The sequence below is a fragment of the Achromobacter sp. NPDC058515 genome (assembly GCF_042721735.1).
Lineage (GTDB): Bacteria > Pseudomonadota > Gammaproteobacteria > Burkholderiales > Burkholderiaceae_B > Achromobacter.
This window is the reverse complement of the sequence record NZ_JBHXNI010000023.1, coordinates 18,013-34,943: the sequence shown is the minus strand read 5'-3', so window position 1 is coordinate 34,943 and position 16,931 is coordinate 18,013. Positions and strand designations below refer to the sequence as shown.

13 protein-coding genes and 1 tRNA gene are annotated in these 16,931 nt (G+C 66.2%); 4 read left to right on the top strand and 10 right to left on the bottom strand.

Annotated features, from left to right (window positions below):
- Window positions 1–52: 52 nt before the first annotated feature.
- From ACFWP0_RS27930 to ACFWP0_RS27915, 4 genes are all read right to left on the bottom strand, one after another.
- On the bottom strand, window positions 53–994 hold the full coding sequence (locus ACFWP0_RS27930; protein ID WP_377847798.1) for a LysR substrate-binding domain-containing protein: 942 nt from the start codon (window positions 992–994) through the stop codon (window positions 53–55).
- A gap of 138 nt (window positions 995–1,132) precedes the next feature.
- Window positions 1,133–1,615, bottom strand: coding sequence for a preprotein translocase subunit SecG (secG, locus tag ACFWP0_RS27925; RefSeq protein ID WP_377847796.1), 483 nt, complete (start codon window positions 1,613–1,615; stop codon window positions 1,133–1,135).
- A gap of 21 nt (window positions 1,616–1,636) precedes the next feature.
- Window positions 1,637–2,383: a triose-phosphate isomerase gene (gene tpiA, locus ACFWP0_RS27920; RefSeq protein ID WP_377847794.1), complete on the bottom strand. Its 747-nt coding sequence runs from the start codon at window positions 2,381–2,383 to the stop codon at window positions 1,637–1,639.
- Between the two features lie 163 nt (window positions 2,384–2,546).
- Window positions 2,547–3,524, bottom strand: a complete 978-nt coding sequence (locus tag ACFWP0_RS27915; RefSeq protein ID WP_377847792.1) for an NAD(P)H-quinone oxidoreductase — start codon at window positions 3,522–3,524, stop codon at window positions 2,547–2,549.
- A gap of 141 nt (window positions 3,525–3,665) precedes the next feature.
- Here ACFWP0_RS27915 and ACFWP0_RS27910 point away from each other — a divergent pair.
- Window positions 3,666–3,753: transfer RNA gene (locus tag ACFWP0_RS27910), tRNA-Ser, on the top strand.
- 53 nt (window positions 3,754–3,806) lie between these two features.
- On the opposite strand, the gene ACFWP0_RS27905 is transcribed toward ACFWP0_RS27910, so the two are convergent.
- Window positions 3,807–4,799: a polysaccharide pyruvyl transferase family protein gene (locus ACFWP0_RS27905; protein ID WP_377847790.1), complete on the bottom strand. Its 993-nt coding sequence runs from the start codon at window positions 4,797–4,799 to the stop codon at window positions 3,807–3,809.
- A 228-nt stretch (window positions 4,800–5,027) separates the two neighbouring features.
- Here ACFWP0_RS27905 and ACFWP0_RS27900 point away from each other — a divergent pair, with 228 nt between their 5' ends.
- Window positions 5,028–5,465: a universal stress protein gene (locus ACFWP0_RS27900; RefSeq protein ID WP_377847788.1), complete on the top strand. Its 438-nt coding sequence runs from the start codon at window positions 5,028–5,030 to the stop codon at window positions 5,463–5,465.
- A 33-nt stretch (window positions 5,466–5,498) separates the two neighbouring features.
- Here the strand turns inward: ACFWP0_RS27900 and ACFWP0_RS27895 are convergent, their stop codons facing one another.
- From ACFWP0_RS27895 to ACFWP0_RS27880, 4 genes are all read right to left on the bottom strand, one after another.
- Window positions 5,499–6,431 carry a hydroxymethylglutaryl-CoA lyase gene (locus tag ACFWP0_RS27895; protein ID WP_377847786.1) on the bottom strand — a complete coding sequence of 311 codons (933 nt, stop codon included), beginning with the start codon at window positions 6,429–6,431 and terminating at the stop codon, window positions 5,499–5,501.
- 27 nt (window positions 6,432–6,458) lie between these two features.
- Window positions 6,459–7,418: a Bug family tripartite tricarboxylate transporter substrate binding protein gene (locus ACFWP0_RS27890; protein ID WP_377847784.1), complete on the bottom strand. Its 960-nt coding sequence runs from the start codon at window positions 7,416–7,418 to the stop codon at window positions 6,459–6,461.
- 74 nt (window positions 7,419–7,492) lie between these two features.
- On the bottom strand, window positions 7,493–8,701 hold the full coding sequence (locus ACFWP0_RS27885; RefSeq protein ID WP_377847782.1) for a CaiB/BaiF CoA transferase family protein: 1,209 nt from the start codon (window positions 8,699–8,701) through the stop codon (window positions 7,493–7,495).
- A 178-nt stretch (window positions 8,702–8,879) separates the two neighbouring features.
- The gene (locus tag ACFWP0_RS27880) at window positions 8,880–9,803 is read right to left on the bottom strand and encodes a LysR family transcriptional regulator (RefSeq protein WP_377847780.1); all 924 of its coding nucleotides are present in this window, start codon (window positions 9,801–9,803) and stop codon (window positions 8,880–8,882) included.
- 176 nt (window positions 9,804–9,979) lie between these two features.
- Here ACFWP0_RS27880 and ACFWP0_RS27875 point away from each other — a divergent pair, with 176 nt between their 5' ends.
- Both ACFWP0_RS27875 and ACFWP0_RS27870 read left to right on the top strand, forming a co-directional pair.
- Window positions 9,980–11,041, top strand: a complete 1,062-nt coding sequence (locus ACFWP0_RS27875) for an RDD family protein (RefSeq protein WP_377847778.1) — start codon at window positions 9,980–9,982, stop codon at window positions 11,039–11,041.
- Window positions 11,042–11,069: 28 nt separating this feature from the next.
- Window positions 11,070–12,605 (top strand): tetratricopeptide repeat protein, encoded by a 1,536-nt coding sequence (locus ACFWP0_RS27870; RefSeq protein WP_377847776.1) that lies wholly within the window; start codon window positions 11,070–11,072, stop codon window positions 12,603–12,605.
- A gap of 581 nt (window positions 12,606–13,186) precedes the next feature.
- On the opposite strand, the gene tssM is transcribed toward ACFWP0_RS27870, so the two are convergent.
- Window positions 13,187–16,927, bottom strand: coding sequence for a type VI secretion system membrane subunit TssM (tssM, locus tag ACFWP0_RS27865; RefSeq protein ID WP_377847774.1), 3,741 nt, complete (start codon window positions 16,925–16,927; stop codon window positions 13,187–13,189).
- Window positions 16,928–16,931 lie beyond the last annotated feature (4 nt).

The following is a 16,931-nucleotide window of genomic DNA, read 5'->3' as shown; positions in this document are numbered from 1 at the left end:
ATGGCCGCATGAAATCATGCCCGGCGGGGGCAATCAAATGAAAAAATTCGGCCTAATCAGTCCGTTTTTTCATGGACCGCGCCTGCGCGGCGCGGCGCCCCCCTTGCTGTCCGGCCTCGTGTTCCACCCAGGCGACGAATTGCTTGATCTTCGGCACCTCGGCCGAGTGTTCCGAATACGCGACGAAGTACGCGCCGTCGCTGGGCTGCACATAGTCCCAGGGAATCACCAGCTTGCCGGCCTGCAATTCTTCCTCGGCCAGCAGGCGGGGCGTCAGCGCAATGCCGCAGCCCCCTTCCGCCGCGCGCACGCACATGTAGAACGTGTCAAAGCGCGGGCCGTGGTAACTGCGGTCGGACTGGAATTGCTGGCGCGAAAAATAGTCATGCCACGCCTCCGGGCGCGAGGCGCACTGGATCAGCGCCTGTTCGCCCAGTTCCTTCAGGCTGCCCACCCTGTCGCCGCGCAGGAAGCCGGGCGCGCATACAGGCACGACCTCGGCCTCGAACAGTTCGCGGCATTGGGCGCCGGGCAAGGTGCCGTGGCCGAAGAAGAACGAGATGTCGATCTTGGCCTGCATCAGGTCGAACGGCCGGGTCTCGCTGCGCACCTTCACCTGGATGTCCGGATGCGCCGCCATGAAGCGCTGCAGGCGGGGAATCAGCCAGCGCGCGCCGAATGTGGGCTGGGTGCCAATGGTCAGCACCTGAGTCTCGCTGCCATAGGTCAGGATATAGCGCGAGGACATGTCCACCTGGTTCAGGATCGCCCTGACCTCGGACTGGTAGAGCGCCCCCGCGGGAGTCAGCTGCAGGCGGCGGCGCACCCGCAGGAACAGCGGATTGCGCAAGAGCGCCTCCAGTTGCGCGATCTGCTTGCTGATCGCGCTCTGGGTCATGTGCAGCTCCTCGGCGGCGCGCGTAAAGCTCATGTGGCGCGCCACCGCCTCGAAACACTGGAGCGCCATCATCGACGGCATCAAACGCTTTTCCATGGAGCTCCCTCAAAAAATGCCCCCATGCCGTACACGCTACGCTTGTTTGCCGCCCCCGGGGAGGAGCGCTTTTGCCTTGGGGCGGCCAGGCGGCAAAAAAAAAGGCCGGCATGCGCCGGCCTCTTTTCCTGCTGCCGCTTACTTTGCCGGCGCGGCGGGCGTTTCAGCCGGCTTCTGTTCGCCGGCGGCCGGCGCTGCGGGAACCGACGGCACCGACGCGTCGGGCTTGGCGGCGGGAGCGGGAGCCGCGCCGGGAACCGACGAGGCGCCAGGCACCGACGATGCGCCAGGAGCGGCGGGCGCCGAGCCCGGCACTTGCGGCACCGAGCGGTCGGCCGGGAAGCTTTGCATCACGCCCGAATCGACGGCGGGGCCGCTGGTGCCCTTGTGGCTGACATAAGCCAGGCCGGCGGTGGACGCGAAGAACACGACGGCGGCCCACTTGGTGGCGCGCGACAGGAAGTTGGCCGCACCGGTGGCGCCGAACAGGCTGCCGGACGAGCCGCTACCGAAAGCGGAGCCCATGTCGGCGCCTTTGCCCTGCTGAAGCAGGACCAGGACGATGATAGCCAGCGCCGAGATCACTTGGACGGCCAGCAAAATTTTGAGCATCAAGGGCATTACAGACTCCGGAACGGAAACTTAGATGGCGGCAATTCGCAAAAATTCTTCGGCCACGAGCGACGCGCCGCCGACCAGGGCTCCGTCGATATCAGTCATGGCGAACAAACTGGAGGCGTTGGCGGCTTTCACGCTGCCGCCGTACAACACTTGCACCTGCGCGGCGCCCAGCGCGCGCAGGGCGGCGCGGATGGCGCCGTGGACTTCCTGCGCCTGCTCGGGGCTGGCGGTGCGGCCGGTGCCGATGGCCCAGACGGGCTCATAGGCCAGGACCATGCGCGACACGGCCTCGGCGCCCAGGGCCAGCACGGGCTTCAATTGGCGTTCGATGACGGCCAGCGTGTTGCCGGCCTCGCGATCCGCCAGGGACTCGCCCACGCAGACCACGGGGGTCAGGCCGGCGGCAAGCGCGGCCTGCGCCTTGGCGGCGACGGCTTCGTCGGTTTCGCCGTGCAGCACGCGGCGCTCGGAGTGGCCGGCCAGCGCCCAGCGGCAGCCGAATTCCTTCAGCATGGAGCCGGACACTTCGCCGGTGTACGCGCCCTTGTCGTGCGCGCTGACGTCTTGCGCGCCCCAGGACACGCTGCTGCCGGTCAGGGCCGACGCGGCTTGCGCCAGGTAAGGAAACGGAACACAGATGCCGATTTCGCAGTGGCCCGCAGCATCCGCGGCACGCAGCTCGGTCAGCAACGCGGCGTTTTCGGCCAGGTTGCCGTGCATCTTCCAGTTGCCCAGCACGAGGCGGGCGCGGTTTTCGACTGAAGTCATGGCGAATTTGTCTGAAGTGGGTGAGCCAGGGTAGCGGGCCCCATAAAGGGGCCTAATGCAGCAACCGCGCGGCAACCGCCCACGGGCCTGCCTGGAAAAAATTCCAGGCGAAACCCGAGATTGTATCCTGTTGCGCGGCGATACGCCGAACGCCGCGCGTTTCTTACATTGTCAGGATGATTTTGCCGATGTTTTCACCGCCTTCCATCATGGCGTGCGCCTTGGAGGCCTCGGCCAGCGGGAAGGTGGCGTGCACGATCGGCTTGATGGCCCCTTTTTCAAGCAGGGGCCAGGCCTGTTCGCGCAGGGCGCGCGCGATAGCGCCCTTGAAGGCGACCGGACGGGGACGCAAGGTAGAGCCCGTGATGGTCAGGCGGCGGCGCATGACCTGGGACGTATCCACATTGGCGTGCGAACCGCCCAACTGGGCGATGATGACGATGCGGCCGTCGTCGGCCAGGCACTGCATGTCGCGGGAGATGTAGTCGCCGGCCACCATGTCCAGGATCACGTCCACGCCGCGCCCGCCGGTGGCGTCCAGGACTTCCTTCACGAAATCCTGGGTCTTGTAATTGATGCCCTTGTCGGCGCCAAGCGCTTCGACGGCGCGGGCGCGGTCATCGCTGCCAACCGTTGCGTAGACCTTGTGGCCCATGGCGCGGGCCAATTGGATCGCCGTGGTGCCGATGCCGCTGGCGCCGCCGTGCACCAGCAGGGCCTCGCCTTCGGACAGGCGGCCGCGGTCGAACACGTTGCTCCAGACGGTGAAGTAGGTTTCCGGCAGGCCGGCCGCTTCGATGTCGGACAGGCCCTTGGGAATGGGCAGGCACTGCGCCACGGGCGCGACGCAGTATTCGGCATAGCCCCCGCCCGCCACCAGCGCGCAGACCTTGTCGCCCACGGCAAAGCCGCTGCCGGCCACGTCGCCGCCGACGATCTCGCCGGCCACTTCCAGGCCCGGCAGGTCGGACGCGCCGCGCGGCGGGGCGTAGTTGCCCTTGCGTTGGAACACATCGGGGCGGTTGATACCCGCGGCGCTCACTTTGATCAGAACTTCACCGGCGCCGGCTTCGGGCGTGGGGCGCTCAACGGGGACCAGGACCTCGGGGCCACCGGGGCGAGAGATTTCTACGGCGTGCATCGCGTGCCTCCTTTGCGGCAAATGGATTATTATTGCGCCCTTTACGGCATCTCGCGCTGTCGTTCGGGCAGAATGTTTGCCTGACGGCCGGATTGCCCGGCGACAGCCAAGCAGTACCCAGCAATACCAAGGCAATACCCCGGAAGCGTGGCAGAGTGGTCGATTGCACCGGTCTTGAAAACCGGCAACGGGCAACCGTTCGTGAGTTCGAATCTCACCGCTTCCGCCAACAGGCCTTTATGCCCGCCAAACGCGTGCCGACGCGCCCGCCCGCCCCCTCGCTCAGCGCCTGCCGAAGATTTTCCTGAAACGTCGGCCCAGCTTCGAGGAACGAGGCGCCTGCAAGACAGGGGCAGCCTCGAAGGTTCTTGAAAGCACGGCCAAATCTCCGGCCACGGGCTTGGCGCCCTGAAGCAGCTTTTCAGCCACATTGGCCATGGCGCCTTTAAGCGCCTCGACTTCGTGCGCATGCGCCGTCCAGTCAATCGACGAAAACTCCGCCGGCGTATATACCGGAAGCAGCCGGTCGATCGCTGTGAAGCGATCATCCCTGTCGCGTCTCGCAAGCACGACGGGAATGCCCATCGCAACGCAAGGACTCGCCACATGCAGCAGCGGCGTCACGACGATGGAGGCTTCGTTCTTGTAGAGGTCAAGATAGGTTTGCGCCAATGCGTCCATCTTCTTGACCGCGCCATCGTTCAGCGGAACCGCGGACACCGGCTCGCGCTGATAGACAAGTCGCGCATCTTCGAGAATAGGCTTGGGTATATTTTCAAGCAGGTTCTGCTGAAGCACCCCTGATCCCGCGCCAAATGCGATGACCGGCTTGCCGTCGACCACGGGCTTCTCTCGCCGTTCCAGCGTCAGCGTCGCGCAGCCCGTCACAAACGCCGCAATGCGGTGCTTATCGAACATGCGTTTCGTGGCGTTGTCCCGACAGCCGATGGGCTGATGTTTCTGAAATAGCGCTTTGTTCTTGGTAATGACGGATTCGGTTTCCGCATTGAATCCGAAGAATATGGGCTGGATCTGCGGGGGCAGCGGGAAACACTCGTCATGAAAGCACCCGTTCATGATGAGTTTTACGGGTTCTCCCTCGTATTCGCGCAGCGAGTCCCGATCGATCCCTACGACGTTGGCGCGCTCTATATTCAAGCGGTTGAGCAATCTGCGCACGGCGATGGATTGAATGTTGTCGCCGACATTGACGGTGCGCCGCTTGGCGTTATTCCCGTATCGGAATTCCAGGTACCCGATTTTTTGGGTGTGCATGAGTTTTGTATTTTGAAGGTCCGGACGGACGACACCCGCCTTTGGGGTGATCCGGAGTGCGCTTTGCGCACCTAAAACAAGTGATAAGAACGGTAATATTCCGCATCAATTCTAAACTATTCCCCACAATCACGTTTCAGACGAGCGGCATGCACCTCGTGCGTGGGAAGCGAATGCGTCCGAATGGGGCGTCAAGTACGATGGATGCAGGTTCCCCCGGCGGTAGTCATGTACAAGCACATTCTTATCCCCATCGACGGATCCAGCCTGGCCAACGCCGGCCTGGAACAGGGGCTGGGCCTGGCCCGCGCCCTGGGCGCAAGCGTCACCGTAGCGACAGCCTATGGCACCTTCCACATGCCATCCATGGAAACCGTGCAGCTGGAGGGAGTGCGCAAGACCTATGAACACCAGGCCAGGGAACTGGCCAGATCCTATCTGGCGGAAGCGGAACTGCGCGCCAAGGCGCTGGGCGTGCCCTGCACCACCGAGATGCGGGAAAGCGACACGCCCTACCAGATGATCATCGACATCGCCATGACGCAGGGCTGCGACCTGATCGCCATGTCCTCGCACGGGCGCAGCGGCATGGCCGCCCTGCTGCTGGGCAGCCAGACGCAAAAAGTGCTGGCGCATTCCACGGTGCCGGTGCTGGTGTACCGCTGACGGCAGGTTCCGGACGGACGGCGGCGCGGCCTATCACCCGGCGGCCGCGGCGCCCTCATGAAAAGTCCTGGGAATTCCCGCGGCTGCGACGCCGCTGCGCAGGCTTTCCTGCGGCAGCGAGGCGGCCAGCAGCGCCCGCGCCTCGAGCAGCCGGGGCAGGTCGACGCCCGTGCGGTAGCCCATGCTCTCCAGCATGAACACCAGGTCTTCGGTGACGATGTTGCCCGACGCGCCCGGCGCGAACGGGCAGCCGCCCAGGCCGCCCAGGCAGGAATCAAAGCTGCGGATGCCCTCGTCCAGGCCCGCCAGGGCGTTGGCCAGCCCCAGCCCCATCGTGTCATGCAGATGCAGCTTGGTCAGCTGCTCGCCCACCGCATCCTGCGTGGCGCGCACCGCCTCGCGCACCAGTGCCGGATGGGCATAGCCCACCGTGTCGGCCAGCGCGATCTCATCGACGCCCGCGCGCGCCACCGCCGCGGCCACCAGGGCCACGCGCCGCACCGGCACCGCGCCCTCCATGGAGCAGCCGAACGCCGTGGCCACCGCCGCGTCTATCCGCATGGGCCGCGGCTGCGCCCGCACCCAGTCGACGATGGACGCCATCATCTCCACCTGCGCATCGGTGCCCTTGCCGACATTGGCGTGGCTGTGGGTGTCGCTGACCGAGATCGGAAACGACAGTACGTGCGCCCCCGCCTCATAAGCCGCGATGGCGCCCTTCAGGTTGCAGGCCAGCGCGCAGACGGTCAGTCCGTCCACCTTCAGGACCTCGGGCAGGATGACGCCCGTGTCCGCCATCTGCGGCACCAGCCTTGGCGACACGAAGCTGCCCACCTCGATCTCGCGCAAGCCCGCCTCGGCAAGCTGCCGTATCCAGCGCAGCTTGTCAGCGGCGGGCATCATGCCCTTGGCCATCTGCAGCCCGTCGCGCGGGCCCACTTCGCAAAGCCTGACTTCCTGGTTCATATGCTGTCCTCTCCTGCGTGCCGGGGCCTATTGCTGGACCACGATGCCCGCGCTCTTGATGGTCTGGCGCGCCTTGCCGATGTCCGACTGGATCAGCGCGGCGAATTGCTCGCTGGAGATCGGGTCGGTTTCCAGGCCCTGGGCCGCCAGCGCCTCTTGCACATCCTTGCGCGCCAGCAGCGTGTTGAAGTCGGTGTTCAGGCGCGAGACGATGGCGGGAGGCGTCTTGGCCGGGGCCAGCACGCCGTAGTAGGTCACCACGCTGAAGTCCTTGTATCCCAGCTCCGCCACGGTGGGCACATCGGGCAGCGCGGGGTTCCGCTTGGGCGACGTCACCGCCAGGGCGCGCACCTTGCCCGACTTGATGAGCGTTGCCGCCGACGAGATCGACGAACCGGCGAATTGCAGGTGCCCGCCCATCAGGTCCGCCAGGGCCGGCGCCGATCCCTTGTACGGCACATGCTGCATCTTGAAGCCGGCCTCGTGCTGCAGCATCTCCATGGCGATGTGCACGCCGCCGCCGGTGCCGGAGGTGCCGTAGGAGATTTTGTTGGGCTCCTTCTTGGCGGCCTCGATCACTTCAGGCAGGGTCTTGTAGGGCGAACCGTCGGCCACCAGCAGCACCATCGGCGTGGTCCCCACCAGCGCCACCGGCGCCAGGTCCTTGACCGGGTCGTACGCCACCTTCATCAGCAGCGGGATCAGCGTGACGTTGTCGGATTGGCCGATCACCAGGTCATAGCCCTGCGCGGGCGAGCGCGCCGCCTCGGCCAGGCCCAGCGCGGTGCCCGCGCCGGGCTTGTTCTCCGGCACGACGGCCCAGCCGTTCAGTTCATGCAGCTTGGTGCTCATCAGGCGGCCGACGTAGTCGGTGCCGCCGCCCGGCGTGGACGGGATGATGATGCGGATGGGCTTGTTGGGATAGTCCTGCGCGTGCGCCGTGCACGCGACGGCCAATGCGGCCAGCGCCACTAGTTTGCGGATCATCGGGTTGTCTCCTCTTTGATGGACGTCTTGGCGGTCTGGCGCCGCTTCGACAAGGCCCAGGCGCTATGGCCTGGTCAAGCAATGACTCCTGCAGCGCGCAGGGCTTCGATGCGAGCGGCATCCAGGCCCAGGCCCTGCAGAATGGCGTGCGTCTGTCCGCCTTGGGTGGGCGGATCAAACCGCTTGCCCGCCTTGCGGCCATCGAACTCGATGGGCAGCGCGGCGGCCGATATCTCGCTGCCGTCCGGCAGCCGGGTCTTGAGCAGCGCGCCGCCGGCATTCAGGTGCGCGTCGTCCAGCAGGTCGTGCGGCTGGCGGATCGGCCCATAGGACAGATTGGCTTCTTCCAGCGCCGCGCACAGCGCATCGGTCTTCCAGGCTTTCAGGATCTCGCCCACGCCGGGCACCAGCCAGGAGCGCGCGGCCTCGCGGTCCACGGCCGTGGCCAGGCGCGGATCGGCGGCCCATTCGGGCGGCAGGAACTTCTGGGCGAAGCTGCGCCATTGCGCATCGCCCACCACCGCGACGAACACGCGGCCGTCGGCGGTCTCGAAGACGTCGTACACACCCCATGGCGGCTTGCGCTCCGCGCCCATGGGCTTGGGCGCCGTGCCAGTCAGCTGGTACTGCGCGATGAACTGCGCCACCAGCAGCAGATTGTTTTCAAACAGGCCCGACCGCACATGGCGTCCGCGCCCCGTGGCATGGCGGTCGTGCAGCGCGGCCAGCGCGCCCACCACGCCGAAGGTGCCGCCCAGGATGTCATTGACGGATGCCGCCACCCGTTGCGGCGTATCGGCGCCGCCATTGATATAGGCCAGCCCGCCCATCATCTGCACCACTTCGTCCAGCGCGGTGCGGTGCTTGTAGGGGCCCGACAGGAAACCCTTGAGCGACACGTAGATCAGCCGCGGGTTCCCGGCGGCCAGCGACTCGTAGTCCAGCCCGTACTGCGCCAGGCTGCCGTCGCGGAAGTTCTCCACCACCATGTCGGTCTGCAGGGCCAGCTTGCGCACGACCTCCTGCCCCTCGGCGGACTTCAGGTCGATCGCCAGGCTCTGCTTGTTGCGGTTGAAGACGGGAAAATAGCCGCTGCCGGAGCCCTTCAGCCGGCGAGTGCGGTCGCCGTCCAGGGGTTCCACCTTGATCACGTCCGCGCCCAGGTCGGCCAGCGACAGGCCGGCGGCCGGCCCCATGATCATGTGGGACAGTTCCAGGACCTTGATGCCGCGCAGGGGCAATTCAGAACTGTCCATGAAGGGTGAAGCCGGTGCTGCGGTCATCAGCGTTTCCTCTAGCCTGCCTGTTGAGCGGACGGCGCGGGCAAGAATGCAATCAGGCCTGCCGCCGCCGGAATGCATTCATGATCGCGGGCATGGCGGCGCTGCGGGTAGCGGTCTTTCAGCACGGGGGCATTCTCGTTTCGGAACGTCCGGGTTAGCCCTGAGCCGGCGCCGCGCCTCAGGGCTGGGCCGCGGGCAGCACGCCCAGGTGCGCCAGCAGGGCGCGGGCCGCGGGCGACAGCGCCTCCGGGTCCCGCACCGCAATACAGATAGGCGTGCTGGACCAGGGGCCGGCCAGCGGAATGAAGCGGATATCCAGGTGCGCGTGGCGCGGCTTCAGGTAATGCGGCACCACGGCCACGCCCATGCCGCGCGCCACCAGCATGCAGATCGTCTCGTGCGAGCTGACCCGCGCGCTGATGCGGCGCGTCATGCCGGCATCGCGCGCCGCCTGTTCAAACACACTGCTGATGCCGTTGTCGCGGTTCAGTTCGATCTGCTCGAACGGCAGCAATTGCGCATAGTCCAGGGTCTCGCGGTCGGCCAGCAGGTGCTGGCCCGGCACCACGGCCGCCAGCTCGCAATGGCCGCAGGGAAACACCTGCAGGCCGTCGTGGCCGAAATCCGATCCTGCCGCCACGTCAGCCTGGCCCTCCAGCACCGCGCGGAACGCCGCCTGGGTCGTGTCCTCTTCCAGCGAGATATCGATTTGCGGATACGACCGCCGGAATGACTGGATCTGCGCCGGCAGCTCGCCGGACAGGGCCGCCACGCTCACCGCCAACCGGATGCGCCCGCGCACGCCGGTCGCAAATCCGGCCATGTCGCGATGCATGCGGTCCATGTCCTGCAGCACCCGGCGCACATGCGCGGCCAGGGCGCTGCCCGCCGGAGTCGGCTGTACGCCCTTGACGCCTCGCGCCAGCAGCAGCACGCCAAAAGCCTCTTCCATTTCGGACATGCGCTTGCTGACGGCGGACGGCACGATGTTCTCGCGGGCGGCGGCGCGCGCCAGGCTGCCCTCCTCGAGCGCGGCGAGGAAGAGGCGCAGGGAAACTGGATCGATGTCGCGGGACGGCGGGGTGGGCGGAGTCGGCTTCATGGCGCAAAGTGTCGTGCTTTGCCCGCCGGCTCAGGGATCGGGGTTTTCCCGGGAGCACCGGATTTGCTGTCGCGCAGCATTTCATGCGGCCCGCCATTCGCCCGATCGGGGCGACATGGGTATCATCCGCACTCCCGCCGCCCGCCCGGCATACGCCCCCTGATTCCAACCGCCTCATGCAATGCCCCCGCTGTAACTGGCAGAATCCGGCCGCCAACACGCAATGCTTCAGCTGCAACGCCCCCCTGCCGGCAAAACCCGCAGCGCGCGCCCAGCCCGCCGCCAAGGCCAGCAATGCCCCGGTCTTTCCCAGTATCTGGCCCCGACTGGGCGCCACGGCGATCGACGCGCTCTTCATGGCGGCGGCGATGGCGGGCTTGGGCATGGCCGCCGCATTGACCTATCAGGGCCTGGCCGGAGAATCCCGGCCCGTGCTGCTGGTGGTCGCCGCCGCCCTGGTCGGCTGGCTGCTGCCCGCCTTCATGGACGCCTGGGGCAACGGCTCGCCCGGCAAGCGGCTCCTGAAGCTGCGGGTCGTGACGCGCAAGGGCGGCGCGCCGGGGCTGCTGCGCTCGATCTGGCGGCACACCCTGAAGTACACGCTGAACCTGGCGCTGCCGGGCCTCTTCCATCACATACAGCAGACCATTTTTGGCGAGCGCGCCATGCACAATTCCCTGGCCGGCACGCACGTCGTGTCCGGCCAGGCCGATCCGAGGGCCGTGCTGCGCGCAGTGGCGCAGACCCGCGCCGTCACGGGCGCGGGCAGATTCCTGTTCATCGTTTTCGGCGTGCTGGCCCTGGTCTTTGGCGGAATGGTCATCGGCGTGGTCGCCCTGGACAAGGACAACGGCGACAACCCCTTGCGCGCCGAGGTCATCCACCTGGACCTGGTGTCGGACCCCGTTCGCATGCTGGCCGAAAGCCACTACCAGCGCACCGGCGCGTTCGCCCCCGACATGGCGGCCATCGGCGTCACGCAGGAATCGCTCAAGGCCAGCGGCTTTACCAAGCTGGAGATGAACCCCGTCAACGGCGTGCTGCGCTTTACCATCGCGGGCGACCCGGGCACCGCGGACGCGCCGTCGCTGGGCGGCAGGCACCTGGTCTATCTGCCCGAGCTGCGCTCGGAAAAGAAAGGCGGCGGCATGCGCCGCTGGCGCTGCGGCAGCGACGACATCCCCCGCGAAGACCGCCCCTACAGCTGCCGCCACGAAGCCGGCGCGCTGGCGCGCTAGCCCGACTTTCTGAATACGGAACCGCCGCATGTCCAGCCTGATCGAATCCATCCACCGCGCCGACGACGGCAACGACCACGCGCAGATGCTCGCCCTGTGCGAGCAGGGCCTGCGCGAACAGCCCGCTTCGGCCGTGATGTGGGCGCTGCGCGCCCGCTATCACGACAAGCGCCGGATGCATGCCGCGCGCGAAGCCGACCTGGCGCGTTCGCTGGCCCTGGATCCGCAATGCGCGGACGCCATCCGGGTGCAGGCCACCGCGCTCTACGACGCGGACGAACAGCAGGAAGCCTGGCGCATCCTGCGCGATGCCCGCAAGCGCGCGCCCTCGCATTTCGGGCTGCTGATGTCCGAAGCCTATCTGCTGATCAACGACCGCCGCCTCGAAGACGCCATCGAATGCTGGACCCGGGCGTCGCAGCTTCGCCCCTCCGCCGCGGCGCCGCATTGCTATATCGGCTCGAACCTGCACAACGCGGGCCGCTACCAGGACGCCCTGCCCTACCATCAGCGCGCCGTGGCGCTGGCGCCCAACAACGGCGGCTTCCTGTATGACGCCGGCAACAACTACCGCCGCCTGGGCGACCTGAACAACGCCATCGCGATGTTCGACCGCGCCCGCGCCATCCTGGGCGAAGAAAACGCCATCCAGCACAACCGGGCCTCGTGCCTGCAGGCGCTGGAACGCCATGAAGACGCGGTGGAGGAATGGACCAGCCTGCTGCGCCGCGAGCCGAACTGGGACTGGCCGCTGGAAGGCAAGGCGCGTTCCCTGCACCGGCTGGGCCGCGCGTCCGAAGCGGCGCCGCTGTGGCGGCATCTGGACGCGCTGTCGGACACCGGCTGGGAAGGCCGCAAGGAACAGGCCCGCGAATACGTGCGCAGCCGCGAACCCGAGCTGGCGGAACAGGCCCTGCAGGGCCTGGACCCGCTCGCCAGCGGCGATGCCCAGCTGCTGTTCGTGGCCGGCAACGCCCAGCGCGACCAGCGCAACTGGGAACAGGCGCTGGAGTGCTACCAGAAAGGCTACGAGCTGGCCCCCGACAACGATTTTCTGCCGGGCAACGCGGCCGACATGCTGAACCGCCTTGGCCGGCACGACGAAGCGCTGCCGCTGTCCGAAGTGGCCATCTCGCTGGATCCCGACTGGCTGAAATGGCGCCGCGCCCGCATCGAGGCCCTGATTGCGCTGGGCCGCGGCGACGACGCCGTGGCCGACGCCGACCGCGCAATGGCGCGCTGGCCGGACGACAGTGCGCTGCTCGCCGAACGCATCAATGCGCTGACCGCCGCCAAGCGCCACGACGAGGCGCTGAGCGCCTGCGACCGCCTGATCGCCATGGATCCGGAGTACCGAAGCTGGTCGCTGTTCTCGCGCGGCGAGATCTATGGCGCGATGAACCGCCACGCGGAGTCCGCCTCCGCGTTCCGCCAGGCCTCGGCCGCCTACCAGCAGAATGGCAAACCGCACTACCAGGAACTGTCCATGAACAACGCGCTGGCGGCGGAAAAAGCAGCCGCCGCGCCGCGCGGCCTGCTGGGCCGGCTGTTCGGACGCAGGTAGATCGGTGCGCCATGCTTCTCGCGCTTACCCTGGCCGCCAGCTTGAAAACGAATATCCCTGCGCCCAAAATGGTATAGTCTCGCCCGCTGCCGGCCCTGCACGGGCCGCGCATGCCCGAGTGGTGAAATTGGTAGACACAAGGGACTTGAACTAATTTGAGCCCTTTGGGGGAAACTCCAAAGGTGTAGCCCGTCAAACTCGGCGAAGGCCCTGGACCCGTTCCGCGCTAACGCCGAGCCAAGCCCCGGTTGAAAAACCAGGGAAGGTGTAGAGAGCAGACGGCGGGCACCTAAGGCCGACAGGCTATGGTGAAGGCGTGCTCCAGACCACGAACAGCGACCCCCCGCTGGCGGCGAAAGCCGAAGTGGTAAGAAAATCCCTCGGCCTCACGGCCGTACCGGTTCGATTCCGGTCTCGGGCACCATGGATTCCTTCCCTCAAGCACGACGGGCCGGACATTCAAAATCCTGGGCGACCGGAACAACGTTCCGGCCGCATATGAACAAGAAGGCGCCATGACCGATACGCATCCACGGTCACGGGCGCCGACTTGATTCAACCTTCCCTGCTCAAGCGCATATTCAACGTTCCAGCCGTTCGGCCGCAGGCTTGCCCTTGGCCACTTTGGCCGCCGCCGCAGAGGGCGGGATGGCCTTGGGTTTCGGCGGGGGCTCCATGAGCAGCGTGCGTGGCAGCGCGAAGCCGTCAAAGATGGCCTGCGTGAACGGGTTGTTGGATTTCTCGGCCATGACGCGGTAGCGCATCGCTCCGTCGCTGGCCCCAAAGCTCAGGTCCACGGTATTGCCCGTGGCGCTGTCGAGCCGGGCCTGGCTGAGCAGGCGGAACATGGACCAGGATCCTCGATAGACCAGGCTGCTGCTCGTGCCGCTGCTGCTGACCAGCGTGAGGCGGCTCTCGGTGTTGGCGCCCAGGCTGTTGGGCCAGATCAGCCCCACACTGTTGGCGGCGCCATGGCTGTAGGAAATCAGCTGGCCTTCGACGCTCAACACGCTGCTGCGCCGGGTCGGCGTCAAACCCAGAGGCTCGACGCTGAATTGAACGCCCAGCGCGCCCCGGCTGTTGAAAAACGCGTCCCGGATGCGGTCCGCGGCCTCGAGCTGCTTAAGGACGTCCATGCGCACCAGGTAGCCGCCGCGCCGTTCGGAATACAGCGCTTCCAGATTGTCCTCCAGGAACAGTTTCAAGTACTGCTCCTTGAACTGCGCCAGCCGTCCTTGCGGCCCAAACATGACGGTGAAGTCTTCCAGAGAGGCATCGACCCGGCCCGCAGGATTGAACGGATATCGATTGGCAAGCCGCTCGTCGTAGTAGCGGTAGACCTCGGTGTTCCAGCGGCGTTCCAGTTCCTTCAATGCCTCGATCAGCAATACCTGGGACGATTCGTCGGCAAGCTTCTTGACTTGCCTGTTAAGCGGCTCCGGCATGCCGGCCGCCATGCGCTGCAGGTTGCCGATGGGATCCGTGCCCTTCAGCGCGAAGCGGTCCAGCACGACGCTCAAGGCGGCCTTGCCCGGTTCGGGGCTGTCCTGGACGCTTTTCATGGTGTCGTAGACGCGGGCGATGGCCGCCATGCTCTCGTCCAGATACGAAGGCTTGTTGTCCGCGGCAATCAGCACGTCCGTCAGCGGCGCGAAGGGGCGCGCAATGGAGACGACCTGCTGCGCCTTCGCGGCTTCGACGGACGACATCGCGGGGATCTCCGGCTTGTCCCCCGCAACGGCGGGCGCGACCGGCTGCAGGTTGGTGTTTTCGCGCACGGTCTCCACCAGGCGGCGCAAGGGCGCGGCGGGGCTGGTCACGCTGCCCAGGACGCTGACGGCTTGCGCGATGTCATCGAAGTCGACGACTTCGAGCCGATTCAGGCCGCGCTGCCAGGTGTCGATGTAGTCGCGGCTGTAGATGGCGCGGACCCGTTCGGCCAGGGCCTGTTTGTCGGCCTCGGAATAATCGATGCGCTGGCGCTCGCCCAGCGTCCATTGGTCGATCATGGCAAGATCGGTGAAGTCCTTGCTGCGCGGATCGAAATACCCCCGAAAGCCCTTGGCCGTCAGCAGGGCTTCGATGCGCGTGTTCTGCCTGTCCGCGGCGGGTTGCGAGCCCGCCCCGGGGCCATAGACGATGTCAAAGGCCGGGCCGACCTCGTTGCGCAGGTCCAGCGGCGTTTGCAGGGCTCTTGCGGCCTGCTCCCGCATGCTCATGTACACCCGTTGCGCCATGGGCACTTGCCGCAGCCGCTGCTGGACTTCCGCCACGCGGTCGCGATATTGCGGAAGATCGGCCGCCGCGTACTTCATGGCGTAGGCAAGATGGCGCATAAGCCCGTTCTGCACGGTGCCGTCGCCCGGAAATGCGGCCTGCCATTGCTTGCTCATCCAGTCTTCCACGATGGGCGCGCGGCGGTTCTCGCGGTCCTCGATCATCCGGTAGACACGCAAGGCGGCAAGCTGCTGGTCGCTGTCGGCGGGCGCCGCGTTCACGGCATTCATCACGCCGCCGGCCAGCTCCGGGAGGAATCGCTTGGAAAGCAGCTGCAGGTAAGCCTCGTCGACTTTCGGGCCGATCTTCCGGCCTTGGTACAGGCCCAGGTCGGACACCACGGGCCACGCATTCCGGTAGTCGCCAAAGACCGCGACGGCGCTCCTGATCTGGTCCAGCGGAACCAGCAGATTGCGGCCGGTCGGGTCGGCGCGCCCATCGATCTGGTTGGCGCTGAACTCCCGGCTCTTTTCCAGCACCCGAGTGACCATGTCGCGATTGATGCCGTAATAGTGGTACCAGCCGCCGAACAACAACAGGCTGCCCAGCGCCGCCACGCCAAATCCCACCCTCAGCACACGCCGCTTATCGGCCAGGACCTTTAGGTTGTCGCCGGCCAGGCCGGCTTCGGGGTAGATGATCCGCTGGAAGACTTGCTGAGCGAAGTAGACCACTGAACGCCCGCTGGGCTGAACGTCCGCCACCGGTTCGTTCAGGCCATAGGACTGCGAAGCCGCGTTGATGAAGGCGTTGCACAGCAGTCCTTGCTGATACACCGACGAGAAATACACGCCGCGCGGCAGCGCGGGGGTGGTGTAGCGATCGCTCCCCAGCACATCGGCCAGAAAGCTCAGCAAGACCGGGCGCATGCCGGCCAGCTGCCTTACCAGGGAGAACAGCGCCTCTCGCGTCTCCACCGCGTTGGTAATGCTCAAGGCGTCGAATATCTGTTCGTTCAGACGGGTGATGAAGCCATCGTAGCGTCCGGCCAGTTCGTCCAGCCAGGCGTCATAGTTGTTCACGGAGTCCAGCGTGAACGTAAACCCGAAGATGTCTTCGCGCACGGACCGCGGAAGGCGGGCGAAGAAGGGTTCAAAGCCGTTCAACAGATCGAATTTGCTGAGCACCACGTAAAGTGGCGGACGCGTGCCGAGCTGCCGGCTGAGCTCGCTCAGGCGGGTGCGCAACAAGATGGCGAGCGCCTTGCGGTCGCTGGGCTTCTGGTTCAGCAAGGTAACCATGTCGACCATCAGCACGACACCGTTAAGCGGGCGGCGGCTGCGGTTGCGGCCCAGCCAGTCGACCAGGCTTTCCCACAGGCGGCCGTGGGTTCCAGGAGGCAGCTCCCGGCGCGGGGCGACGGGTTCCGCGGCGCGGGCGCTGCCCTCCGCCGCCGCGTCCGGCGTCGCCTCCGACGCCTCGGCAACGGCCTCCACAACGGTGGCCTCGATCTGGCTGATCAATTCTCCCGGCGGGTCGATCAGCACCGCTTCATCTCCCATCCACCAGTCGATGCCATAGGCGAGATCAGGGTCGGCAAATACGCGCCGGCTGCCCGCCTTGAGTTCGCCGGTCAGCGAAAAGTTCTGATTGGATCGGTTGATGAAGCTGGTTTTCCCGGAATTCTCCTGCCCCAGGACCAGATACCACGGCAGTTCATACAGGTCATTGCGGCCCTTCAAATTGCTGCGCAGGGCAATCAGGCTGAGATCCAGCGCCCGCTCCTGCGCCTGCACGTAGCGCAGGGTCGGATCTTCCTGCAGCTTCGCGGTTTGCTCGCGTTCGGCTTCCAGGCGGCGGTTGCGGCGACGCAGCGCGAACACCCAGACCAGCATGGGGATCATCAACAGAATCATCGTCGACAGCACGCGCACCGACAGGTCGGCCAGCGGCTGGCGTTCGCGCCAGGTCCAATGCGGACCCAGCCACCAGATTCCAATAAGGAGAAATACAACGCCCAACAGCAGCAGCACAGGCATGGCGCTCTTGAACTGGCGCAGCATGGGCAGGCCAAAGCGCTTGATATAGGCCCAGATCTTCGACATCGTG